This window comes from Mesorhizobium bavaricum (genome assembly GCF_056781655.1).
This window is the reverse complement of record NZ_CM165566.1, coordinates 3,578,140-3,601,126: the sequence shown is the minus strand read 5'-3', so window position 1 is coordinate 3,601,126 and position 22,987 is coordinate 3,578,140. Positions and strand designations below refer to the sequence as shown.

Below are 22,987 nucleotides of genomic sequence, written 5' to 3'. Positions count from 1 at the left end.
AATTTCAGCCTTTCAGGCCGCGTGCTTTTTCGGCCCGCGCTTCTGCGCCACGGCCTTCTTCGCAGCCAAGGCGGCGATCTTCTCGTCATGCCGCCTGGCCGCACGCTCGCATTTGTCGCGAATCTCCTCGACCTCGGATTCGGTCAGATGTTCGATGCCGATGAAGGTGTTGTGGCCCTCGCTGACCCGGATCAGTTCGTCGAGCTTGGCCTGGATCGCCGCGCCGTCGCGATTCTGGGTGTTCTGGATGAGAAAGACCATCAGGAAGGTGATGATTGTCGTGCCGGTGTTGATGACGAGCTGCCAGGTGTCCGAGAAGCCGAAGAACGGCCCACTCACCGCCCAGACGACGACGATCAGGCAGCAGGCGGCAAATGTCAGCGGCAGGCCCGTTACATGGGCGACCCAGTTGGCGATCTTGGTGAAAAGCTTTTCCATCTATCGAAATCCCTCAAGGCTGCGGCGCAATGAGAAACAACCGGCAGCCGTTTGAGGTTCCCGGCGCAAACAAATACGTCAGGCGCAATTGGACACACGCATGAAGGGAACAAGGCGGCAAACACACCTTATGGCTTCAATGCCACTGTAACCATGCAGGCGAGAGAACCTGTTCCTTCCGCTTCACGGCGGTTTACCTCCGGCCCCTTCCGCCGCGCCACCCCCGCATGGCGGAAGGGGCTTCAGTCCGCAGAGCGCGGAACATGGTTTCCCGAAAGCGCCGACCGGCACACAGACTGCGGTCGCTCCGCTTTCGCGACGCATGTCAGACGGCGTCGTTTTCCCAGCGGTCGAGGAAAGCCTCGATCGGCATTGCCTGCATGTCCGGAACCGCCCTGGCGAGCTTTGCGACCGGCCAGTCCCACCAGGCGAGAGCTTCGATCCGTGCCGCGACAGCAGCCGGGAAGCGTGACCTGAGCGGTCCGGCGGGCACCCCGGCTACGATGGCGTAGGGTGGTACGTCATGTGTCACCACCGCATTGGCACCGATGACGGCGCCATTGCCGATGGTGAGCCCGGGCATGATCACCGCGCCGTGGCCGACCCAGACATCATGGCCGATGGTTACGGCTTTCGCCTGCCGCCGCTCGCGGAAGGCGGCGTCGACGCCCAGCCAGCGAAAATACTCGTTCGGCCGGTAGCTGACCTTGTGCTGGGTCAGTCGTTCAATGGGATGCTCGAGCGCGTTGATGCGGCTGTTGGCGGCGATCGAGCAGAATTTGCCGATCGTCGTGTAGATCGCCTCCGAATGGCGTTCGAAATAGGAAAAATCGCCGACCGTCACCTCGCGCAGCACCACCCGCTCGCCGATCGAGGCATAACGGCCGAGCTTGCACGCCTTCAGTTCCGCGGTCGGATGGATACGCGGCTCGGAATCCTTCGGGACGAGATTTTCGGAACGGTCCATGCCGGGGGCTTTACCCCCGAGCAATTGCTCCCGCAAGACGGGAGCAATTGTCCGTCTGCGAACGACTTCCCTTATTTCGGCTTGCCGTTGGTCCACACCACGTTCTGGCCGTAGAGCGGCACGGTTGTGACCGACATCTTGGCCGAGCCGTTCTGCACCTGGCGCGAGTGCGACAGATAGATCAGCGTCTCGTTGGCCTTGTCGTAGATGCGGTTCACCACCTGCTTCTTCCAGATCAGGCTGATGCCCTGCTTGAACACTTCCTCGCCGCCCTCGCTCATGTCGATGTCGCCGATGGTGATCGGACCGGTCTGGCGGCAGGAGATCGAGGAATCGGAGGGATCCTCGAACCAGTTGCCCTTGTGCAGGCGATCGATGATGCCGCGATCGAAATAGGAGACGTGGCAGGTCACACCCTCGACCTTCGGATCCTTGATCGCCTCGACGATGATGTCGTTGCCGAGCCAGTCGACACCGACCTTGCCGACTTCATCGGCGATTGCCGTGCCAGCACCAAGGACAACGCACGCGGCCAGCGCGCCGCCGATCAGTTTTCGCCCAATCAGTCCTTGCAACATAGCCTCCTGCGGTTCGAGCTTGCCGGTCACAGGTGGGGCGAGCAGCCCGGCTTTGCAAGCAGATACATGGACACCACCGCAGTTGCGGCAACGCGGCACTTTGCCTGGGCGGGGTCGAACCGCTAAGACTAGGATGCTGCGCGGCACGTGGCCGGCGCCCCTGATGATTCCTGTGGACGGACCCTACTGATGATGCGTTCTATTCTGGTCGGCATTCTCGTCCTGATGGCGGCCGGCATTGGCTGGCTGACCTTCGACTGGTACCGCGGCCACTATGGCGGCGAGCCCTTCGGCGCCGCCTTTACGCTGGTCGACCAGAAAGGCGCGCCGATCACCGAGGCCGCCTTCAGGGGCCAGCCAAGCGTCGTGTTCTTCGGCTTCACCCATTGCCCCGAGGTTTGCCCGACCACGCTGTTCGAACTGGCCGGCTGGCTGAAGACGCTCGGCAACGACGGCAAGAACCTGCACGCCTATTTCGTCTCGGTCGATCCGGAGCGCGACACGCCCGATGTCATGAACGCCTATGTCAGCAATTTCTCCGACCGCGTCACCGGCATCACAGGCGACCCGGACAAGGTCCACGCCATGGCCAAGGCGTTCGGTATCTACTGGAAGAAGGTCGACACCGGCGACGGCGACTACACGATGGACCATACCGCCTCGGTGCTGCTGCTCAACGCCAGGGGCGACTTTGCCGGCACCATCGCCTATGGCGAAAGCTCCGACACGGCAATCGCCAAGTTGAAGCGACTGGCCGCAGGCTGACGCAGGTCATGACCCAGACGCGACTCTATTTCACTGCCGGAAAGCTCGGCGCTGACCGCATTTTCGCGGCGTTCGAGGCAGCCTTCGAGGATGAAGGCCTGCCGATCGCCGTGCTGGAGGTCGACGAGGATCGCGACCTCTACGAAGTGTCGCTCTATGCCGATGGCGACGTCGATGCCGTCGAGGCGCGGGCCAAGGACATCCTCGCTGGTCTTTCCATAGCGAAGCCGATCGAGCGCGAATCCCTGCCCGACATCGACTGGGTGGCGCGCTCGCTGGAAGGCTTGAAGCCGGTGCGCGCCGGCCGTTTCTTCGTCCACGGCGCGCATGACCGCAGGAAGCGCCACAGCGGCGAACTCGCCATCGAGATCGAGGCGGGCCTCGCCTTCGGCACCGGCCACCACGGCACCACCGCCGGCTGTCTCGAAATGCTGGAAAAGGTCATGCGCCGCGAGCACCCGCGCAATGCGCTCGACCTCGGCACTGGCAGCGCGGTGCTGGCCATCGCCGTCGCCAAGCTGGCGCACATTCCCGTGCTGGCCACCGACATCGACCCCGTGGCGGTGAGGGTAGCAGCCGCCAATGCGCGGCTCAACCACGTCAAGGCGCTGGTGGAGACGGTGACCGCGCCAGGCTTTCACCACCCGATCTTCGGCAAGCGCGCGCCTTTCGATCTCATCGTCGCCAACATATTGGCGCGGCCGCTGATGCGGCTGGCCCCGCAAATGGCCAATCACATCACACTCGGCGGCTCGATCGTGCTGTCAGGCATCCTCGAGCGGCAGCGCGACGCCGTCGTCTCGGCCTATGTCGGCCAGAACTTCCGCCATGTGCGCACCTTGCATCGCGAGGGCTGGGTGACGATCCACCTCAAGCATTGAGGCCGACACGCCGGCAACGAGCTTGGACCAAGCCCGCCCGGTTGTCAGGCAGGCAGCGCTGTAGCAGGTTGCGCCAGCCGGAAATCGATTCCGATTTTCGGGGTCATGCGCTACGGTCGCACCGAATTCAGGGAGGCTCATAATGTTCCAGACCTTCGATTCCGCGGGCGACCCGGCCGTCGGCAAGCCACGCGTTGCGCTGCTGCGCCAGTGGCTGGCGGCCAACGGGCTGGACGGCTTCATCGTGCCGCGCGCCGACGAGCACCAGGGGGAATATGTCGCCGACCGCTCGGCGCGGCTGAAATGGCTGACCGGCTTCAGCGGCTCGGCCGGGGTCGCCATCGTGCTGCGCGACCGCAGCTTCGTCTTTGTCGACGGACGCTACACGCTGCAGGTGCGCCACGAGGTCGATCTCGACGTCTTTTCGATCGAAAGCCTGGTCGACAAGCCGCCAGCCGTCTGGCTGAGAGACAATCTTGGCAAGGGCGCACGGCTCGGCTTTGACCCGTGGCTGCACACGGTCAGCGAGGTCAAGGCGCTGCAAGCCTCGGCCGACAAGACCGGCGCGGTGCTGGTGCCGCTCGACAGGAACCCGATCGACATCATCTGGAAGGATCAGCCCGAGGCGCCGGTGGCCCCCGTCGAGCTTCACCCGATCGGTTTTGCCGGTGAGCTCGCCAAGGACAAGCTGGCGCGGCTGGCAACCGCGATCGCCAAGGACGGCGCCACCCACGCGGTGCTGACCGACCCCTCCTCCATAGCCTGGACCCTCAACATCCGTGGCGGCGACGTGCCGCACACGCCGCTGGCGCTCGGCTTCGCCATCCTCGCCGCCGACGGGTCGCACCAGCTGTTCATGGACCGGCGCAAATTCTCACGACAGGTCGCGGCCTATCTCACGCAACTCGCCGAGCCGCACGAGCCCGGCGAGTTCGAGGCGGCGATCGTGGCTCTTGCCAAGGGCGGTGCGAAAATCGCGCTCGACCCGGTGCTGGCGGCCGACAGGCTACGCATGCTGGTCGAGGACAATGGCGGCGCCGTGATTGCCGCGCCCGATCCCGCCCGCATCCCGCGCGCCACCAAGAACCAGGCCGAGATCAACGGTTCGCGCGCCGCACATCGCCGTGACGGTGCCGCGATGGCCAAGCTGCTGTGCTGGCTGGAGCGCCAAAAACCCGGCTCACTCGACGAGATTGCCGTGGTGACCAGGCTGGAAGAGACGCGCCGGCAGACCGGCGAGGAAACCCAGATGCCGCTGCGCGACATCTCCTTCGACACCATTTCCGGCGCCGGCCCGAACGGCGCCATCATGCACTACCGGGTGTCGCGCGCCACCAGCCGCAAGCTGCAGGCAGGCGAGCTGTTCCTGCTCGATTCCGGCGGCCAGTATCAGGACGGCACCACCGACATCACCCGCACAGTGCCGGTCGGCCAGCCGACCGAGGAAATGCGGGAACGCTTCACGCTGGTGCTGAAAGGCATGATCGGCATTTCGACGCTGCGTTTCCCCGCCGGCACGCGCGGCTCGGAAATCGACGCCGTCGCGCGGATGGCGCTGTGGAAGCACGGCTGCGACTTCGCCCACGGCACCGGCCATGGCGTCGGCTCCTATCTGGCCGTGCATGAAGGCCCCCAGCGCATCGCCCGCACCGGCACCGAAAAGCTGCTCGAAGGCATGATGCTGTCAAACGAGCCCGGCTATTACAAGGAAGGTTCTTACGGCATCCGCATCGAAAACCTCATCCTGGTGACGCCGGCGACACAGGTCGAAGGCGGCGACATCGCCATGCACGGCTTCGAGACATTGACGCTGGCGCCGATCGATACCCGCCTGGTGCGCACCGATCTCCTGACGCGCGACGAGCTTCACTGGCTCGACACGTACCACGCCCGCGTGCTGGCCGAGATCGGGCCGATGCTCGACGGCGAAACGCTGGCCTGGCTGGAAAAGGCCACCGCGCCGCTGCCGCATGATGCGAAGATTTGATTTTCTGAAGCGCCCGAAGGCGTGTCGAGATTCAGGTCAGGACGAGCCGGAGTCGAAGAAGGGCGCGAAGCGACCAACCAAGGTGGGTCCGAGAACCGGAGCGGAGCGTACTTTTTGTACGTGAGCTCCGGAAGCGCAGGAAACCGCCGTTTACAGGCCGTCATCACCTGAAATTCGACATGCCCTACCCGACGAACTGCCGAGCGACGATCAACACCGCCGCGCCCGCCAGAAACATCGCCATCAGTCCGCCGCGCAGCGAAACCACGGCGGTGACGACCAGTGCTGCCCATTCCGCCGGTCCAGCATTCAACAGCTCCGGCGCCACCAGCGTCGTCAGCACCGCCGCCGGCACGGCGTTGAGGCCGGCCTCGACGCGCGGATGGATGTTGTCGAAGCGGGAGATGACCAGATGCCCGCCGATGCGCGTCAGATAGGTCGCGATCGCAGCGGCGATGATGATCCAGAATGTCGTGCTCATGGCCGTGCCTTCACGCCGCTGTGGTGAGGCGGCAGGATGACGGCAAGCAGCACGCCGGCAACCGCACCGATCGAGACGTGCCAGGGCGAGCCGACCGTCTTGTAGGCGATGATCGAGGCAGCAGTGCTGGCAATGACCACCGGCAACCACAAGGGCCGCTTGCGAAAGCCCAGCACAAGGCCGAGGAAATAGATCGGCAGCAGGAAATCGATGCCGAGCGCATGCGTGTCGGGGATCAGCTTGCCGAACACCGCGCCAAGCGCGCTTTCGATCACCCAGAACACGTAGACGGGCAGGCCAAGTCCCAGATACCAGGCGAAGCCGACCGTCTGGCCGGATTGCGCCCTCGCCTCGGCAACAGCGAACTGCGGGTCGGTGAGGATGAAATAGCCAAGCGCCTGCTGGATGACAGGCCAGTGCGCGATACGCCGGCCGATGCCCGCGGAATAGAGCACATGACGGAAGTTGACGGCGAAGATCGAAAGCACGATCAGCCACGGCGCCACATGCTGGCCGAACAGCTGGATGCCGACCATCTGGCTGGCGCCGCCGAACACCAACGCGCTCATCAGGAAGGCTTCGAACACCGAGAAGCCATTATCGACGGCGAGCGCGCCAAACAGCACCGCAAACGGCGCCGATGCCACCACGACTGGCATCGACAGCCGCACGCCTTGCCAGAAATCGCTTTTCGCGCTGCTTTCGGAAATTGCGTCCGTCGCCATCGACCACTCCTCGGGAACGGCGGATGTAGGTGGCGTGGCCTGTCTTGTCACACGAATTCGCTTGAGCCAAACGATCAGCGAAAATGATCGTCGTGGCGCCTTGTCGAAGGCTAGATCGGCTTACCGTTTCACAGAAACGGCGAACCGCTCTATCTCTTTGTTCTGACACAATTTCGGACGGAAACCGTGTCACACTTTTCCTGGAATTGCTCTAGCCGGCGAGGACTTTGCCCTGGATCGCCCTGCCCCAGTCGAGCAGCGGCTTGGCGCGCAAAGTGAAATCGACGAGTTCGTCGACCAGCGCCGGACCGTGGATCCCAGCCGGATCGATCGCATGCCGGACGGCGAAATGCCGGTTGCGGATGGCCGCGACGAGATCGGCATCGTCGACATGCTCGAAGCCGCGCGGTGTCCGCTTCATGCCCCCTTCGGCATCCAGTTCGAGGCCGTTTTTCACCAGCGCTTTTACCATGGCGCGAAATCTGTCAGGCCACACTTCGATGGCCCGGCGCATCGCCAGCAGCAGAGCCGGCTCGGGTTGCCACCAGGCGACGCCGGCAAAGCAACCCTCGAGCCCGATATGCACGTAGAAAACGCCCTGCTCCATCTTGGTGCCGTCGGGCGACAGGATCGCCGACAAATGGCGGTTGTAAGGCCGCTTGTCCTTGGCGAAGCGCACGTCGCGATTGATGCGGAATAGCGATTTCTTGCGGTCGCCGCGCAGCCCGATCCCTGCCTCCGCGAAACGCTGCGTAAGCGTTTCGACCAGATCGCCAAAGGGGTCGCGCAACTCCTTTTCGAACAGGTCGCGGTTTTCCAGGAACCACTCCCGGCTCTGATGGAAATCCAGCGCCTTCAGGAACGGAATGGCCTTCTGCCCGAACCCCTTGAATGCGCCCTCCATCACGCCTTGCCAATCCGCGCCAGCCAGGCGTCCTCGTCGATCACCTCAATGCCGAGCTCGCTGGCGACCTTGAGCTTGGAGCCGGCACCCGGCCCGGCCACCACAAGATCGGTCTTGGCGGACACCGAGCCGGCAACCTTGGCGCCAAGGCGTTCGGCCATCGCCTTGGCTTCCGAGCGCGTCACCTTTTCCAGCGTGCCCGTGAACACGATGGTCTTGCCGGCGACCGCGCTGTCGGCCGAGATGGTCACGACATACGGCTTCGGCCTGACCTGCACGAGAAGCGCGTCAAGCACGTCGTCATTGCGCTCATTGCCGAAGAAATCCCGAAGTGCATCGATCACCGTGTCGCCAATGCCGTTGACCGATGGGAATACCGTGTGTGGATCGGCCGCCGCTGCCGTTTCCTTGCCGACGCGGATCAACTCCTCGATGGTCGAGAAGGTCCGGGCCAGCACCGCCGCCGTCGTCTCGCCGATGTGGCGGATGCCCAGCGCGAAGATGAAACGGTCCAGTTCCGGTTCGCGGCGCGAGTCGATGGCAGAAAACAGCTTGTCGAGGCCTTCGTAATTCCGATCCTCGACGCTGCGCACATTCTTGCGCGTCTTGCCCGATGCGGCCTCGCGCTGCCTGGCCTGCTCCTCGCGCCGCTCGGCCAGCGCCCTGGTGACGGCAGGGCGGCGATCCCTGAGCGTGAAGATATCGGCGGCTGTCTTGATCAATCCCGCATTGAAGAAAGTGTCGATGTTTTCAGCGCCGAGGCCTTCGATGTCCAAGGCACCGCGTGACACGAAGTGGCGCAATCCTTCCACCGCCTGCGCGGGGCAGATCAGTTCGCCGGTGCAGCGGCGGCGGGAATCTTCCTTGCCGGTCTTCTCGTTGATCTCCCGCGTCGCCGGCGAGCCGCAGATCGGACAAATGTGCGGGAACTCGTATGGCGCGGCATCGGACGGACGCTTGTCGATGACGACGCTGACGATCTGCGGAATGACGTCCCCGGCGCGCTGGATCACCACCGTATCGCCGATGCGCACGTCGATGCCGTCGCGGATCGGCTGGCCCGTGCTGTCCAGCCCCTTGATGTAGTCTTCATTGTGCAGCGTGACATTTTCGACCACGACGCCGCCAACCGTGACGGGTGCCAGCCGCGCGACAGGCGCCAGCGTGCCGGTGCGTCCGACCTGGATGTCGATCTTCTGCACGGTCGTCATCGCCTGTTCGGCGGGGAATTTGTGCGCAACCGCCCAGCGCGGCTCGCCCGTGACGAAACCCCATCTGCGCTGCAGTTCCAGTTGGTCGACCTTGTAGACGACGCCGTCAATGTCATAGCCCAGCGATGAGCGCTGCTCCTCGATCCGATGATAATGCGCGATCAGGTCCTCGGCCGACTTCGCCCGCACCATCAGCGGACTGATCGCAAAACCCCAATCCTTGAACTTCTGCACGGAATCGTACTGGGTCGGAGCGGGATCCTCCGATGTATAGCCCCAGGCATAGGCGAAGAATTTGAGGTTGCGGCTAGCGGTGACGGATGCATCCTTCTGGCGCAAGGAACCAGCCGCCGTGTTGCGCGGATTGACGTAGTCCTGGCCACCAACCGCCGCCGAGCGTTGCTTCAGCGCCTCGAATTCCGCGTAGGTCATATAGACCTCGCCGCGTATCTCGATGACCTCAGGCCAGCCCGAGCCTTTCAGCTTCGCGGGGATGTCAGCGATCGTCCTGAGATTGGCGGTGATGTCCTCGCCGACGGTGCCATCACCGCGCGTTGCGCCTTGCACGAACACGCCACCCTCATAACGCAGCGAAGCCGACAAACCGTCGATCTTCGGCTCGGCCGTGAAGGCGATGTCGAGATCCTTGTCGCGATCGAAGAACCGCCGGCCGCGTTCGATGAAATCCGTGACATCCTCGTCGGTGTAGGCCTTGGCGAGGCTGAGCATCGGCACCGCGTGACGCACCTTGGCGAAGCCTTCCGCCGGCGCAGCACCAACCCTGCGCGACGGTGAATCCTCGCGTACCAGCGCCGGGAAGCGCTGCTCGATGGCAAGGTTGCGCCGTGTCAGCGCATCATATTGCGCGTCGGTGATGATCGGCGCGTCCTCGGTATGGTAGCGCCGGTCGTGCTCGGCGATCTCTTCCGCCAGGCGCATCAGCTCGGCTTCGGCCTCGCTTTCGCTGAGCGAATCGACAGGTTTTTCGGCCATGCTTTTCTTCCCTGAACTGTGGCGCGTCACAATAGATCAGGATTTTGGGAAAATCATTCCTGAACAGCAGGATGGAGCCATATCCTGACTCGGTCCATGACGCCGGTTATTCTTATGCCGCCGTAGTGTTTTCGCGCAACAGCCGTTCGGCTGCCGCGCGCGCCTCGTCGGTGATGGTGGCGCCGGCCAGCATGCGCGCGATCTCTTCCTGCCGCGCCGGCCGATCCATTTCGGCAATGCCGGTCGCAACGCGATCGGTGCTGCCCGATTTGGAGATCAGGAAATGCGTCGCCGCGCGCGCCGCCACTTGCGGCGCATGCGTGACCGACAGCACCTGCACGCGCTTCGACAGCCGCGCCAGCCTCTGGCCGATGGCATCCGCCACGGCGCCGCCCACACCAGTATCGATTTCATCGAACACCAGCGTCGGCGCCGAGCCACGGTCAGCCAGTGCCACCTTCAGCGCCAAGAGGAAGCGCGAAAGCTCGCCACCGGAAGCAACTTTCATCATCGGCCCGGGCCGTGTACCGGGATTGGTGCGCACCCAGAACTCGATCTGGTCGATGCCCTCTTCCATGCGGCTCTCGGCCTCGCTCTTCATCTCGACGATGAAGGCGGCGCGTTCGAGCTTCAGCGCAGGCAATTCGGCCATCACCGCCTTGGTCAGGCCGATCGCCGCCGCATGACGAAGCGAGGACAGCTGAGCAGCGGCGATGTCATAGGTCTCACGCGCCGCGGCGGCCTGCTTTTCCATCCCGTGCAGGCGCTCCTCGCCGGCATCGAGATCGGCGAGATCGGCCGACATCGTATCGCGCAACTGCGCCAGGTCGTCGACAGGGACGCTGTGCTTGCGCGATGCCGCGCGCAGCGAAAACAGCCGTTCCTCCGCCTTCTCCAGCCGCTGTGGATCATATTCGGTGGCGCGAAGTGCCGCCTCGACACCCGACTGCGCCGCATCGAGCGACAGCATCGCCTCGTCAAGCGATTTGACCACGTCGTCGAGCAGGCCCGGCGCTTCCGTCACCTTGCGTTGCAGCCGTCTGAGCAGGCTCGCCAGTTGCGGCAAGGGCGACGACGGGCCGGACAGTACATCCTGCGCGTCATGGATTTCGGAAGCGATCTTCTCCGCCCGCATCATCGATGCGCGCAGTTCGGCGAGATCGGTCTCCTCGCCCGGCTGCGGATCGAGCTTCGTCAACTCCGCGACCGCCGCACGCAGATAATCGGCCTCGCGCGCGGCAGCCGCCACCTTGGTGCGGTGACGCGACAGTTCCTGCTCGCAGGCGCGCCAGTGCCGCCATGCCTCGCCGGTCGAGCGAACGGCACCAAGATGGCCGCCGAAAGCGTCGAGCACCTCGCGATGGGCGCCGGGATCGACCAGAGCGCGTTCGTCATGCTGGCCGTGGATCTCGACCAGCGCGCGACCCACATCGCGCATCAGCGTGACGCTCGACGGCTGATCGTTGACGAAGACGCGCGTGCGGCCATCGGCCGTCTGCAGGCGGCGCAGGATGATGTCACCGTCATCGTCGATGGCATTTTCGGCAAGCAGCGCGCGGGCCGGATGGTTGCGTGGCACGTCGAAGACGGCGATCACCTGGCCCTGCGCCGCACCATGGCGCACCAGCGACGCATCGCCGCGCGCGCCAAGTGCTAGCGACAGGGCATCGAGGAGGATGGATTTGCCGGCACCGGTTTCGCCGGTCAGCACGGACAGACCGGGCTGGAAGTCGATATCCAGCTTCTCGATCAGGACGATATCGCGGATCGACAGTCTGGAAAGCATCGGAGCCCGGACCTATTGCGTGTCGCCGAAAAGTGGACCCGGTTTTGGGACTGCGGCATGCACAAAAACAAAAGACTTAAAGCGCGACGCGCCTTAAGGCGGCACGCGACCATCTGGAGTCGCAGCGCCGCACTATCTTTTTGTTTGAGCGTAGGATCAATCCGAAAAAGCGTTTTACACGCTTCGGTCCAATGCTCTGGGGTCAGGCGCCGCCGGTGATCATCTTCCCGGCCTTGGATATCCACGACCCGGCATTCTCGCGCGGCGCAAGCCCATTGCTCTGCAGCAGCTTGTAGGAATCCTTGTACCACGGGCTGTCGGGATAGTTGGTGCCGAGCACGGCGGCGGCGGTCTGCGCCTCCGAGGTCAGGCCCATCGCATAATAGCTTTCGGTCAGGCGGGCGAGCGCTTCCTCGACATGGCGCGTGTTGGAATAGTTCTCCACCACGGTGCGGAAGCGCTTGACGGCGGCGATGTATTCGCGGCGCTCGAGATAGTAGCGGCCGATCTGCATTTCCTTGCCGGCCAGCTGATCGTTGGCGAAGCGGATCTTTTCCTTGGCGTCGTCGACATATTCCGATGTCGGCCAGCGCGTCACCAGGTCCTGCATCGTCTGAAGGGTCTGGCGCGCTTCCTTCTGATCCTGCGTCACGTCCTTGATCTGGCGGTAGTAGCTCAAGCCGATGATGTACTGCGCGTAGGCAGCGTCATCGGTCGACGGATAGAGCGTGAGATAGCGCTTGGCCGAGCCAATCGCCTCGTCGTAGTTACCCTGGCGATAGTCGGCGAAAGCGCCCATCACCATCGATTTGCGGGCCCACTCCGAATAGGGGTGCTGACGATCGACCGCATCGAACTTCTTGCTCGCCTCTTCCAGGCGTCCGGCATTCAGGTTGGCAAGGCCCTGATTGTAGAGAACATCGGCCGGCTCGGTCTGGTCGACATAGGTCGACAGGTCGATATCTTTCTCCGACGACATGCAGGCCGACAGGAAGAGCGATGGAACAACCACCGAAAGCGCCAGGAAAACAGCCCGCTGCGGCGCTTTCGATTGACCAACTCGCTTGAAGAACATGATTGGATTGCGCCCTTTCGGCGTTATTTCAATGCGCGTTTGCATGCCGTTGTCCCAAAACTGGTCCCCACTTCTAGGCGGCATGCACTAATCGACGGCAGCAGCCATAAACCATAACCGCCTTGCCCGGCAACGCTATCGCCGGCCAATCGCACATTTTTGTGGCGGTCGGACAGGGCTTGAACATCCGTGCAATTTCACCAACGGGTGATGCATTCGTGCAACACCCGCTGCCTGCCATGGAATTCGGAAAAGTCAGGAGAATCAGATCATCCAGGGCGCGTAGAGCGGCGCGTTGACGGCGTTCATCTCGGCGGAGCGGCCACGCTCTCGGCGCGTCGTCTCGACGATCTCGAACGCCGTGCGATCCGACAGCAGGCGGCGCAGTGCCGCCGCATTCATCCTGTGGCCGCCGCGATAGGAGCGGAAGCAGCCGATGAAACGGGCACCGGCCAGCGCCAAGTCGCCCATGGCATCCAGCGTCTTGTGGCGCACGAATTCGTTGGGATAGCGCAGGCCGCCCATGTTGATGACGCGGTTGTCGTCACCGATCACCAGCGAGTTCTCCAGCGAGGATCCGAGCGCGTAGCCGGCGGCCCAGAGCCGCTCGACGTCCTTCATGAAACCGAAGGTGCGGGCGCGCGCGATGTCGCGGCGGAAAATATCGGCGTTGAGGTCGGACGCGAACAGCTGGCGGCCGATCGCCGGGCTTTCGAAGTCGATCTCGATCTCGAAACGGGTGCCGTCATAAGGCTTGAACTCCGCCCACGAGGCGCCGTTCTCGATGCGGACCGGCTTGATGACCCTGATATAGCGCCGCTTGACCGGGAGCGTCTCTATGCCCGCCTGGTCGATGGCTTCGACGAATGGCATGGCGCTGCCATCGAAGATGGGAACCTCGGAACCGTCGATCTCGATGGCGACATTGTCGATACCGAGCCCGAACAACGCTGCCATGATGTGCTCGACCGTGGCGATGTGCTCGCCAGCGGGATCACCAAGCATGGTGCAAAGATCAGTGGCACCGACTTCGGAAACCAGGGCGCGGAACTCGCGGCCCTGCTCTGCGCCTTTGAAAAGCTGGAACACGATGCCGGTATCGGCATCCGCCGGCATGAAGCTGATGGACACTTCCTTGCCGCTGTGGACGCCGGTGCCGGTAAGCGACGCGCGCGTCTTCACTGTCGTCTGATAGTCGTGCAAGACAATCCCCATAAGCCCGTAGTGCCTAGGTCCGCTTCTCCAGCCCGAGGGCGCGGCTCTTTGTTGAAATCGGCAGACGGGGCGACTTCCCCCGAAATCCCGGCAAACCGACTATGGTAGGCAGCGAAGATAATGTCGCGGGAGGGAGACTCCAAATCACGGTTTCTTACTCTTTGTAACTGCGAAACGGATCCTTTACGGCTCTGTAACTACTTGAAATCACATCGTTTAAAACGTTAACAGGCAAGCAATTCCTTGCCTGCCTGTTAACAATCGTTAAAGCCTGTTTACGGATCAGTTGGCCTGGCGGCGCAGGAACGCCGGAATCTCCAGCTGATCGTCGTCCTGAGTCGCCCTTACCTGCGGTGTCAGGCGGCCCTGCTCGTCGAGTTGACCACGGCGCGGCGCGTAGAGCTGCGCATCCTGGCTGGCAAGACGGCGCACTTCAGGAGCGGCTTGGCGCAGCTTGGGTTCGCGCGGCTGCGCCGGCTGCAGCCGTGCAGGCTCTTCCTCGCGACGGGTCAGGCCGTTGGTCAGGCGCTTCAGCAAGCCCATAGGTCCGCTGTTGTTCTCGTGGTCGACCGGGCGGCTCTTGGCATCCACCTCGGCCTTGACGACGGGCGGAAAGTCCTCGACGCGCGGCATCCGCTGCGGCGCCATGGCAGGCTGAGGGGCTTCGCGCTGCAGCATTTCGCGCGGCTGCGGAGCCGGCTGCATCTGCTGGACGACTGGCTGCGGCATCGGCTGTGCTGGCGGCGCCTGGAAGATCTTGCTCTGCGGGCGGAAATCGTCGGCGTGGGCGACCGGAACCGGGCGAGCCTGTGCCATCGCCGCTGCGTTTGCTTCGGCCAGCTGGATGGCCTCGGCGACCGGGTCGATGGCGCGCGGCTCATAGGCGGTCTGCTGAACCGGCGCCGGGCGGCTTTCCACCGCGGCAACGGCCGGACGGCTGGCCGGCTTCGGTGGCGCCGTGCGGATCGAGATCGGCGCGGCGGCGATTTCAGCCGCCGACTTGTCGATGCCGGTGGCAACCACCGAGACGCGGATGACGCCTTCGAGTTCCTCGTCGAAAGTGGCGCCCAGGATGATGTTGGCGTCCTGGTCGACTTCCTCGCGGATGCGGGTCGCAGCTTCGTCGACCTCGAACAGGGTCAGGTCGCGGCCGCCGGTGATCGAGATCAGCAGGCCTTTGGCACCCTTCATCGAGGTCTCGTCGAGGAGCGGGTTGGCAATCGCCGCTTCGGCGGCGGCCATCGCGCGGCCCTCGCCGGAAGCCTCGCCGGTGCCCATCATCGCCTTGCCCATCTCGCGCATGACCGAACGGACGTCAGCGAAGTCGAGATTGATCAGGCCTTCCTTGACCATCAGGTCGGTGATGCAGGCAACACCGGAGTAGAGCACCTGGTCGGCCATCGCGAAGGCGTCGGCGAAGGTGGTCTTGTCATTGGCCAGCCGGAACAAGTTCTGGTTGGGGATGACGATCAGCGTATCGACGCATTTCTGCAGTTCCTCGATACCGAAATCCGCCGTCTTCATGCGGCGCTGGCCTTCAAAATGGAACGGCTTGGTGACGACGCCGACGGTGAGGATGCCTTTTTCGCGGGCGGCGCGCGCTACGACCGGAGCCGCACCGGTGCCAGTGCCGCCGCCCATGCCGGCGGTGACGAAGCACATATGGGTGTTGGACAGATGATCGATGATCTCATCGATGCATTCTTCCGCCGCCGCGCGGCCGACTTCCGGCTGCGATCCGGCGCCCAGCCCCTCGGTGACATGTGCGCCGAGCTGGATCAGCCGATCGGCTTTCGACATGGTCAGCGCCTGCGCGTCCGTGTTGGCCACCACGAACTCGACACCGCGCAGACCTGCGGTGATCATGTTGTTGACGGCATTGCCGCCGCCGCCGCCGACACCGAACACGGTGATGCGCGGCTTGAGCTCGGTGATGTCCGGCTTCTGCAGATTGATGGTCATTGTCTCCGTCCTTTGCCTTTCACGCCGCTTCGCCGCCGCGGCCGCCTATGGGGCTGTCCCCGTCAATTAGAAACTGTCTCTCAACCACTGACTCATGCGATGCAGTTTTCCACCCGTCCCAGTCATTCTCAGACCGGAAATTCCTTTCGCCGGATGGCTCTCGAAGCTCGCCATCTGCGGATAGATCAGAAGCCCTACCGCGGCCGAGAAGGCCGGTCCCTTTGCCGCTTCCGGCAGGCCGGCCACGCCGAGCGGACGGCCGATGCGTACATTGCGTCCCAGGATGCGGCGTGCCGCTTCCGGCAGGCCGGCAAGCTGGCTGGCGCCGCCGGTCAAGACGACACGCTTGCCCACCGCATTGCCGTATCCGGACTTGTTCAGCCGGTCGCGCAGCAGTTCGAGCGTCTCGTCGATGCGGGCGCGCACGATGCGCGTCATCACCGAACGCGGGATCTGCAGCGGCACGTCGCCATCGTCGCCGATCGGCTGGATCGAGACCAGGTCGCGATCGTCGGCACTGCCCGGCAGCGCCGAGCCATGCATCACCTTCAGCCGCTCGGCGGCATCGAGCGAGGTAGACAGGCCCTTGGCCATATCCAGCGTGACGTGGTTGCCGCCGATGGCGATAGCATCGCCATGAACGAACTTGCCTTCCGAAAACACCGAGATCGTCGTCGTGCCGCCGCCCATGTCGATGCAGGCCGCACCCATTTCCAGCTCATCGTCGACCAAGGCTGCCAGTCCGCTTGCATAGGGCGTCGCCACCATGCGCTCCACCGACAGGTGCGAGCGGTTGATGGAAAGCTCCAGGTTGCGCATTGGCGCGGCGTCGCCGGTCAAGACATGCATGTCGACGCCGAGTGCGTCGCCAACCATGCCGCGCGGATCACGCACGCCGCGCTCGGCATCGAGCGAGAAGCCGACCGGGAGCGAATGGATCACCTCGCGTTCGGCCTTCAGTGCCTGTTTGGCGCCGGCGCCGAGCACGCGCTTGATATCGGCTTCGTCGGCCTCGTGGCCGCCAAGATTGATGGTGGCCGAGAAGGCTTCGCTCTTCAGCCGGCCGGCCGTCATGTTGACGATGAGCGAATCGACCGTCAGCCCGGCCATGCGCTCGGCGGCGTCGACGGCGAGACGGATGGCATGCTCTGCACGGTCGAGATCGACGACGACGCCCGACTTTACACCTTGCGACTTCTGATGGCCGATGCCGATCACCTGGATCCGATGCGAACGGCCGCGCAACAGCTTGCCGTCATCGCTCGGCTTCAGCTTGGCCACCATGCAGCAGACCTTGCTCGAACCGACATCCAGCACCGTCAGGGTGCCGGACCGGCGCGACGAGGCATCGCCATGACCGCCAAGCCAGCTCATATCTTCGTCTCCGGCTTGCGCTTCAGGCTTTTCGGTTTTTCGTTGAGGGCTGCCTCGCGCTGCGTCGCCGCTTCCGGCGTCAACTGCACGACCAGCCTGTCGGTCAGGCGCATGTCGACGGCGGTGATGTCGCGCGACAACAGCCCCTTTTCCTTGTCCATCTTGACGAGTTCGGCGATCGCCTGGTCCTCGCCATCCTCGGGAAGCTTGATGGTGATGCCGTTGTCCAGCTTGAGGTCCCAGCGCCGCTCGCCGACGCGGATGTAGCCTTTGATCCGGGCCGCGAACTCGGGGTATTTTTCGACTTTGGCCAGGAAGTCCGGCGCCTTGGCCGGCGCGCCGACGCCGATCAGCAGCGGCAACAGCACCTGCTTGCCGCCGGAGAACGGCGCGATCACGGCGCCATCCCTCTCGATGACCGAGAGCTCATCGCCTTGCTGCCAGAGCGCGAAGGCCTCGCGCTCCTCGACACGCACTTCCAACGTGTGCGGATAGACCTTGCGCACCGCCGCGACCTCGATCCATGGCAGGCTGGAAATCCGTTCGCGCGCCGCCTCGGCGTCGAAACCGATCAGCGAGGTCCAGCCGTCGAGCTCGAGTCGGTCGAGGATGTCGATCTCGGAGGTCTGGCGATTGCCAACCACCTTGACCTGATCGACGGCAAAGCCGGTGCGGGCTGTGATGCTCTGTACGATGCCGTCGACATGGCCGCCGAGATAGGCGCCATACGCACTGCTCGAGGCAACCAGCACGGCCGACATCATGGCCGCGGAGAAGCGCGGCGCCTGGAATTCACCCACGCCCAGGCGCGCCAGAATGCGCACCGGGCGGCGAAGCACACGCGGCAGCACGAAATGGTCGAACGACAACGGCAGGCCGAACAGCGCCGGCCCGGCCGCGCCCTTCCCCTTGCCTTGTCCCCATTTCAACGCAGACACGAAGCGTCCTCCACCATCCAACTCAACAAATCGCCAAACGAGTGCCCGGCCTGGGCGGCGATTTCAGGCACCAAGGACGTCGGCGTCATACCCGGCTGGGTGTTGACCTCGAGCCACACAACCTCGCCGTTTTCGGAATGCCGATCGTCATAACGGAAGTCCGATCGGGAAACGCCCCGACAGCCGATCGCTTGGTGAGCCTTGAGCGCCAGTGTTTGTATTTTTTGGTAAATATTCGGTGAAACTTTTGCGGGGCATTCGTGCTTTGATCCCCCGGCGACATATTTTGAATCATAGTCGTAGAAGGAATGGCCGGTCGGAATGATCTCGCAGACCCCCAGCGCCACATCGCCCATCACCGCGCAGGTCAACTCCCGCCCATGGATGTAGCGCTCGACCATGACGGTATCGCCATATTTCCACTCCGACGAGCCGATGATCTGCGGCGGATGCGATTGCCCCTCATGCACGATGACGACGCCGAAGCTCGAGCCTTCATTGACCGGCTTGACCACATAGGGCGGCTTCATCGGGTGCTTGCTCTGGATGGCGAAGCGGCTGGCGACCTTCGATTCGGCGACAGGGACGCCGACCGACCTGGCAACCCGCTTGGCCTGCTCCTTGTTCATGGCCAGCGCCGAGGCAAGCACGCCGGAATGGGTGTAGGGCATGCCGAGATATTCAAGGATGCCCTGGATGGTGCCATCCTCGCCAAACGGGCCGTGCAGTGCGTTGAAGGCGACATCGGGCCGGAGTTCGGCAAGCACCGAGCCGACATCGCGCCCGACATCGACGCGCGTGACCTGGTAGCCTTCCTTCTCGAGCTCATCGGCACAGGCCTTTCCCGAGGACAAAGACACGGGCCGCTCGGATGAGAAACCACCCAGCAGGACGGCCACATGCTTGCTTTTCATTCCCCGTCATCCCCTCTCATGGCGGACCAAACCCAATATTTCCGCAACATTGAGTCAGAGTCTCCCGGCAGGTTGCCCCCCAGACGGAAAACGCTGAAAACGCGTCGAACGACTCAAATCAGGAAACGCTTTGGAGCAGAGAATCAGAGAGTTGATTCACTGGCAAGCGCTTACGATTCCGAGAGATTCACTTTCTGAGAAAATGGATGAGAAAAGTGTGCCGTTGAGTCTTTGGAGCAACGGTCGCGGGCCGTTTCGGCCTCGTTGAAGTTCATGCATCACGTGAACTTCAACGCACCCTAGAGGAGTTGTCCGAGAAATTCCTGGACGGCATGCCCTGGTCGGAAATTGCCAATGCGCTTGATTTCCCATTGCAGCCGGATGCCCGAATTCTCCAACACCCGCGTGCGCACCGTCTCACCGAGATATTCAAGATCGTAGCCGGTCGCGGTTCCGGTGTTGATCATGAAGTTGCAATGCATCGGCGACATCTGCGCGCCGCCGATCATCAGGCCGCGGCAGCCCGCCTTGTCGATCTCCTTCCAGGCCGACGTGCCGTCGGGATTCTTGAAGGTCGAACCGCCGGTCTTCTCGCGGATCGGCTGCACGGTCTCGCGGTGGTTCTGCACCGCATCCATCGCCGCCTTGATCGCTGTCTTGTCCTCGGCAAAGCCCTCGAAAACGGCCGAGGTGAAGATCAGGCCGGCAGGTGCCGCCGAATGGCGATAGGCGTAGCCCATATCGGCATTGCTCAGCGTCTGGATATTGCCCTTGCGGTCGAGCGCGCGCACCTCGACGACGCGCTCGCGCGTCTCAACGCCATTGGCACCGGCATTCATCCGCAGCGCGCCGCCGATGGCGCCCGGAATGCCGTGATAGAAATGAAAGCCGCCAATGCCGGCTTCGAGCGCCACTGCGGCGACGCGCTTGTCGGGCGTGGCGCCGCCGGCCTTGATCCTTGTCGGCCCGATGGCCTCGGCCTCGCCAAAGCCTTTCGCCGAAAGCCGGACAACAAAGCCCGGAATGCCGCCGTCCCGAACCAGAAGGTTCGAGCCGACGCCGACGATCGTCAGCGGTATGTCTTCGGGAACGGCTTTGAGGAACGTGGCAAGGTCCTCCTCATCGGCCGGCTGGAACAGCACCTCGGCCAGCCCTCCGGCGCGAAACCAGGTGATCTTGTCCATCTCGGCATTCGGCGTGAGGCGGCCACGCAGGCCGGCAAGCCGGTCGCCAAGTCTGTCGATCAGGTCCTGGCCGTGCATCATGAGACCGTCCCGCCAAGCTCCTTGGGCAGCGCATAGGCCCATTGGGTAATGTTGCCGGCGCCGAGGAAGACGACGAAGTCGCCGGGCTTGGCCAGATCGCGGATGATTGGCGCGATTGCTGCCGGACCCTCGATGTAGCGCGCGTCGCGATGGCCGCCGGCACGGATTCGCGACACCAGCGCATCGGATGTCACGCCTTCGATCGGCTCTTCGCCGGCCGCGTAGACCGGCGCCACCATCACCGTGTCGGCGTCGTTGAAACAGGTGGAAAACTCGTTGAACAGGTCGTGCAGCCGGGTGAAGCGATGCGGCTGGGCAATGGCGATGACGCGTCCCTGGGTGGCACTGCGCGCCGCCTTCAGCACCGCCGAGATTTCGACCGGGTGGTGGCCGTAATCGTCGAAGACATCGACGCCGTTCCACGAACCGGTATGGGTGAAGCGGCGCTTGACGCCAGCGAAGGACGACAGGCCCTTCTTGATCGCCTCGGCGGACAGGCCGAGCTCATGCGCCACCGCGATCGCCGCCGTCGCGTTGGAGACGTTGTGACGGCCGGGCATCGGCAGGCGCAGGCCGGCGATCGTCGTCTGGCCGCCGCTCTTGCGGTTGCGGATCACCACGTCGAATTCCGAAATGGCACCGGCCATGCGGTGATTGGTGAAGCGCACGTCGGCCTGCGCGTTCTCGCCATAGGTGATGACGCGGCGATCCTCGATGCGGCTGACCAGCGCCTGCACCTCCGGGTGATCGGTGCACATCACGCCGAAACCGTAGAACGGCACGTTCTCGACGAACTGGCGAAACGCCTCGCGCACCTTGTCGAAGCTGCCATAGTGGTCGAGATGCTCGGGATCGATATTGGTGACGACGGCAATCTCGGCCGGCAGTTTGAGGAAGGTGCCGTCGCTTTCGTCGGCCTCGACCACCATCCACTCGCCGTCGCCCATGCGCGCATTGGTGCCATAGGCATTGATGATACCGCCATTGATGACGGTCGGATCGAGCCCGCCGGCTTCGAGCAGTGTCGCAACCATGGAAGTCGTCGTCGTCTTGCCATGCGTGCCGCCGATCGCCACCGCCTGGCGAAAACGCATCAGCTCGGCCAGCATCTCGGCACGGCGCACGATCGGCAGCAGCTTCTCGCGCGCGGCCTTCAGTTCGGGGTTGGTTTTCTTGATCGCCGTCGAGACGACGACAACCTCGGCATCGCCGAGATTTTCAGCCTTGTGGCCGACGAAGCATTCGATGCCCTTGTCGCGAAGCCGCTGCACATTGGCGCTGTCGGCCTGGTCGGACCCCTGCACCTTGTAACCGAGATTGTGCAGCACTTCGGCGATGCCGCTCATGCCGATGCCGCCAATACCGATGAAATGCACAAGGCCGATGGTCTGCGGCATCTTCATGCGTGCGTCCCCTTCCTGAAGTCTGAAACGGTTTTTTGGGACGCAATAGCCTCTGTGAGATCGGCGAGCAACCGTGCCGCGTCGGGACGGCCAGCCGATTTCGCTCCCGCCGCCATGGCCCCCAGCCGCTCGGGATTGTCCATCAGCCCACCGAGGAGGGTCGCGATGCGCTCGGGAGAAAGCGAGGATTGCGGGTGCACTTCGCCACCGCCGGCGGCGGCTAGGGCCGCTGCGTTCGCTGCCTGGTCGTGGTCGAGAGCATAGGGATAGGGCACCAGCAGCGCCGGTCGGCCGATGACGGCGATCTCCGAAACGGTCGAGGCGCCGGAGCGCGAGATCACCAGATGCGCCGCCGCCATGCGCTGCGCCATGTCGGTGAAGAAGGGCGAGACTTCGGCGGCGACGCCGAGAGCGGCATAGGCCGCCTTCACGCGCGCCACGTCATCGGCGCGCGCCTGCTGCGTGATCACCAGCCGCTTGCGTTGCGTCTCGGAGAGCATGGCGATGGCTGCTGGCACCGCGTCCGAGAAGAACTGGGCCCCCTGGCTGCCGCCGAACACCAGCAGGCGGAACGGCTCCTCCCCGGTCGATGCGGCGTAAGGCGTCTTGGCCGCTTCCAGAACGGGAGGCCGGACTGGATTGCCTGTCGTCACCGTCTTGGCGCCGGCCGCACTGGTGTCTTGCGGCAGGAAGCCACCGGCGATCGCGTCGACTCGGCCTGCCAGCGCCCGGTTGGCGCGCCCCATCACCGCGTTCTGCTCATGGATCAACGTCGGCACCTTTCGCCGTGTCGCCGCGTAAAGCGGCGGCAGGGTCGGATAGCCGCCGAAGCCGACGACGGCATCCGGCTTGATCCTGGCGATAATGGCGGAAGCCTGGCGTACGCCGCGCCAGATTTTCCAGAAGGCGCCAAGCAGGGCGATGGGATTCTTCGAGCCCATCGTCGCCGACTGGATCGGATGGATGGCGGTAGCTGGGAAATGGCCGGCGAAGCGCTCGGCACGGTCGTCGGTGGCCAGATGCACCGTCCAGCCGCGCTCGTTCAGCTCATGTGCCAGCGCTTCGGCCGGGAACAGATGCCCCCCGGTTCCACCCGCGGCAAGAAGGATGACGCCTCTCGCCATA

Annotated in this window: 20 protein-coding genes; 3 read left to right on the top strand and 17 right to left on the bottom strand. The window is 63.8% G+C overall.

Going from position 1 to position 22,987, the window contains the following annotated elements:
* Positions 1-12: 12 nt before the first annotated feature.
* From AC1RZR_RS17635 to AC1RZR_RS17625, 3 genes are all read right to left on the bottom strand, one after another.
* Positions 13-438, bottom strand: coding sequence for a low affinity iron permease family protein (locus AC1RZR_RS17635; protein ID WP_477274605.1), 426 nt, complete (start codon positions 436-438; stop codon positions 13-15).
* Between the two features lie 325 nt (positions 439-763).
* Entirely contained in the window at positions 764-1,405 is a 642-nt protein-coding gene (locus AC1RZR_RS17630) for a DapH/DapD/GlmU-related protein (RefSeq protein WP_477274603.1), read from the bottom strand.
* 71 nt (positions 1,406-1,476) lie between these two features.
* On the bottom strand, positions 1,477-1,983 hold the full coding sequence (locus AC1RZR_RS17625) for a CreA family protein (RefSeq protein ID WP_477274601.1): 507 nt from the start codon (positions 1,981-1,983) through the stop codon (positions 1,477-1,479).
* 189 nt (positions 1,984-2,172) lie between these two features.
* Here AC1RZR_RS17625 and AC1RZR_RS17620 point away from each other — a divergent pair, with 189 nt between their 5' ends.
* The 3 genes from AC1RZR_RS17620 to AC1RZR_RS17610 all read left to right on the top strand — a co-directional run bounded on the left by AC1RZR_RS17620 (position 2,173) and on the right by AC1RZR_RS17610 (position 5,616).
* Complete coding sequence (locus tag AC1RZR_RS17620; protein ID WP_477274599.1) at positions 2,173-2,748, top strand: SCO family protein; 576 nt, start codon at positions 2,173-2,175, stop codon at positions 2,746-2,748.
* An 8-nt stretch (positions 2,749-2,756) separates the two neighbouring features.
* Complete coding sequence (locus AC1RZR_RS17615) at positions 2,757-3,629, top strand: 50S ribosomal protein L11 methyltransferase (RefSeq protein ID WP_481825421.1); 873 nt, start codon at positions 2,757-2,759, stop codon at positions 3,627-3,629.
* 142 nt (positions 3,630-3,771) lie between these two features.
* Positions 3,772-5,616, top strand: coding sequence for an aminopeptidase P family protein (locus tag AC1RZR_RS17610; protein WP_481825420.1), 1,845 nt, complete (start codon positions 3,772-3,774; stop codon positions 5,614-5,616).
* Positions 5,617-5,800: 184 nt separating this feature from the next.
* On the opposite strand, the gene AC1RZR_RS17605 is transcribed toward AC1RZR_RS17610, so the two are convergent.
* From AC1RZR_RS17605 to murG, 14 genes are all read right to left on the bottom strand, one after another.
* Complete coding sequence (locus tag AC1RZR_RS17605) at positions 5,801-6,097, bottom strand: AzlD family protein (protein ID WP_477274593.1); 297 nt, start codon at positions 6,095-6,097, stop codon at positions 5,801-5,803.
* Complete coding sequence (locus tag AC1RZR_RS17600; RefSeq protein WP_477274591.1) at positions 6,094-6,822, bottom strand: AzlC family ABC transporter permease; 729 nt, start codon at positions 6,820-6,822, stop codon at positions 6,094-6,096. The genes AC1RZR_RS17605 and AC1RZR_RS17600 overlap by 4 nt, the downstream gene beginning before the upstream one ends.
* Before the next feature lie 211 nt (positions 6,823-7,033).
* Positions 7,034-7,726, bottom strand: a complete 693-nt coding sequence (locus tag AC1RZR_RS17595; RefSeq protein WP_477275009.1) for a DUF2461 domain-containing protein — start codon at positions 7,724-7,726, stop codon at positions 7,034-7,036.
* On the bottom strand, positions 7,726-9,930 hold the full coding sequence (ligA, locus tag AC1RZR_RS17590) for an NAD-dependent DNA ligase LigA (protein ID WP_481825419.1): 2,205 nt from the start codon (positions 9,928-9,930) through the stop codon (positions 7,726-7,728). The genes AC1RZR_RS17595 and ligA overlap by 1 nt, the downstream gene beginning before the upstream one ends.
* A 112-nt stretch (positions 9,931-10,042) precedes the next feature.
* Positions 10,043-11,716 carry a DNA repair protein RecN gene (gene recN / locus AC1RZR_RS17585; RefSeq protein ID WP_481825418.1) on the bottom strand — a complete coding sequence of 558 codons (1,674 nt, stop codon included), beginning with the start codon at positions 11,714-11,716 and terminating at the stop codon, positions 10,043-10,045.
* A gap of 202 nt (positions 11,717-11,918) precedes the next feature.
* Positions 11,919-12,791 carry an outer membrane protein assembly factor BamD gene (locus AC1RZR_RS17580; RefSeq protein ID WP_477275007.1) on the bottom strand — a complete coding sequence of 291 codons (873 nt, stop codon included), beginning with the start codon at positions 12,789-12,791 and terminating at the stop codon, positions 11,919-11,921.
* Positions 12,792-13,055: 264 nt separating this feature from the next.
* Entirely contained in the window at positions 13,056-14,006 is a 951-nt protein-coding gene (gene lpxC / locus AC1RZR_RS17575; RefSeq protein WP_477274585.1) for a UDP-3-O-acyl-N-acetylglucosamine deacetylase, read from the bottom strand.
* Positions 14,007-14,288: 282 nt separating this feature from the next.
* A complete protein-coding gene (gene ftsZ / locus AC1RZR_RS17570) occupies positions 14,289-15,968 on the bottom strand; it encodes a cell division protein FtsZ (protein WP_379106734.1) in 1,680 nt (559 codons plus the stop codon).
* 66 nt (positions 15,969-16,034) lie between these two features.
* The gene (ftsA, locus tag AC1RZR_RS17565) at positions 16,035-17,342 is read right to left on the bottom strand and encodes a cell division protein FtsA (RefSeq protein ID WP_481825417.1); all 1,308 of its coding nucleotides are present in this window, start codon (positions 17,340-17,342) and stop codon (positions 16,035-16,037) included.
* Positions 17,339-18,280, bottom strand: coding sequence for a cell division protein FtsQ/DivIB (locus AC1RZR_RS17560; RefSeq protein ID WP_481825416.1), 942 nt, complete (start codon positions 18,278-18,280; stop codon positions 17,339-17,341). The genes ftsA and AC1RZR_RS17560 overlap by 4 nt, the downstream gene beginning before the upstream one ends.
* Positions 18,268-19,194, bottom strand: a complete 927-nt coding sequence (locus AC1RZR_RS17555) for a D-alanine--D-alanine ligase (RefSeq protein ID WP_379106731.1) — start codon at positions 19,192-19,194, stop codon at positions 18,268-18,270. Before AC1RZR_RS17555 ends, AC1RZR_RS17560 begins: the two co-directional genes overlap by 13 nt.
* A gap of 299 nt (positions 19,195-19,493) precedes the next feature.
* Positions 19,494-20,459 carry a UDP-N-acetylmuramate dehydrogenase gene (gene murB / locus AC1RZR_RS17550; RefSeq protein WP_477274579.1) on the bottom strand — a complete coding sequence of 322 codons (966 nt, stop codon included), beginning with the start codon at positions 20,457-20,459 and terminating at the stop codon, positions 19,494-19,496.
* Entirely contained in the window at positions 20,456-21,862 is a 1,407-nt protein-coding gene (gene murC / locus AC1RZR_RS17545) for a UDP-N-acetylmuramate--L-alanine ligase (RefSeq protein WP_477274577.1), read from the bottom strand. The genes murB and murC overlap by 4 nt, the downstream gene beginning before the upstream one ends.
* Positions 21,859-22,986, bottom strand: a complete 1,128-nt coding sequence (gene murG / locus AC1RZR_RS17540) for an undecaprenyldiphospho-muramoylpentapeptide beta-N-acetylglucosaminyltransferase (RefSeq protein ID WP_481825415.1) — start codon at positions 22,984-22,986, stop codon at positions 21,859-21,861. Before murG ends, murC begins: the two co-directional genes overlap by 4 nt.
* Between the last annotated feature and the right edge of the window lies 1 nt (position 22,987).

Bases quoted from the DNA above. Each gene is read 5' to 3' on its own strand.
- AC1RZR_RS17630 (WP_477274603.1), bottom strand. From the start codon at position 1,405: ATGGACCGTTCCGAAAATCTCGTCCCGAAGGATTCCGAGCCGCGTATC.
- AC1RZR_RS17635 (WP_477274605.1), bottom strand. From the start codon at position 438: ATGGAAAAGCTTTTCACCAAGATCGCCAACTGGGTCGCCCATGTAACG.
- AC1RZR_RS17610 (WP_481825420.1), top strand. From the start codon at position 3,772: ATGTTCCAGACCTTCGATTCCGCGGGCGACCCGGCCGTCGGCAAGCCA.
- AC1RZR_RS17605 (WP_477274593.1), bottom strand. From the start codon at position 6,097: ATGAGCACGACATTCTGGATCATCATCGCCGCTGCGATCGCGACCTAT.
- murG (WP_481825415.1), bottom strand. From the start codon at position 22,986: ATGGCGAGAGGCGTCATCCTTCTTGCCGCGGGTGGAACCGGGGGGCAT.
- AC1RZR_RS17595 (WP_477275009.1), bottom strand. From the start codon at position 7,726: ATGGAGGGCGCATTCAAGGGGTTCGGGCAGAAGGCCATTCCGTTCCTG.
- AC1RZR_RS17580 (WP_477275007.1), bottom strand. From the start codon at position 12,791: ATGTTCTTCAAGCGAGTTGGTCAATCGAAAGCGCCGCAGCGGGCTGTT.
- ftsA (WP_481825417.1), bottom strand. From the start codon at position 17,342: ATGAGCTGGCTTGGCGGTCATGGCGATGCCTCGTCGCGCCGGTCCGGC.
- ligA (WP_481825419.1), bottom strand. From the start codon at position 9,930: ATGGCCGAAAAACCTGTCGATTCGCTCAGCGAAAGCGAGGCCGAAGCC.
- lpxC (WP_477274585.1), bottom strand. From the start codon at position 14,006: ATGGGGATTGTCTTGCACGACTATCAGACGACAGTGAAGACGCGCGCG.
- recN (WP_481825418.1), bottom strand. From the start codon at position 11,716: ATGCTTTCCAGACTGTCGATCCGCGATATCGTCCTGATCGAGAAGCTG.
- AC1RZR_RS17620 (WP_477274599.1), top strand. From the start codon at position 2,173: ATGATGCGTTCTATTCTGGTCGGCATTCTCGTCCTGATGGCGGCCGGC.
- murC (WP_477274577.1), bottom strand. From the start codon at position 21,862: ATGAAGATGCCGCAGACCATCGGCCTTGTGCATTTCATCGGTATTGGC.
- AC1RZR_RS17615 (WP_481825421.1), top strand. From the start codon at position 2,757: ATGACCCAGACGCGACTCTATTTCACTGCCGGAAAGCTCGGCGCTGAC.
- AC1RZR_RS17600 (WP_477274591.1), bottom strand. From the start codon at position 6,822: ATGGCGACGGACGCAATTTCCGAAAGCAGCGCGAAAAGCGATTTCTGG.
- AC1RZR_RS17625 (WP_477274601.1), bottom strand. From the start codon at position 1,983: ATGTTGCAAGGACTGATTGGGCGAAAACTGATCGGCGGCGCGCTGGCC.
- ftsZ (WP_379106734.1), bottom strand. From the start codon at position 15,968: ATGACCATCAATCTGCAGAAGCCGGACATCACCGAGCTCAAGCCGCGC.
- AC1RZR_RS17555 (WP_379106731.1), bottom strand. From the start codon at position 19,194: ATGAAAAGCAAGCATGTGGCCGTCCTGCTGGGTGGTTTCTCATCCGAG.
- murB (WP_477274579.1), bottom strand. From the start codon at position 20,459: ATGATGCACGGCCAGGACCTGATCGACAGACTTGGCGACCGGCTTGCC.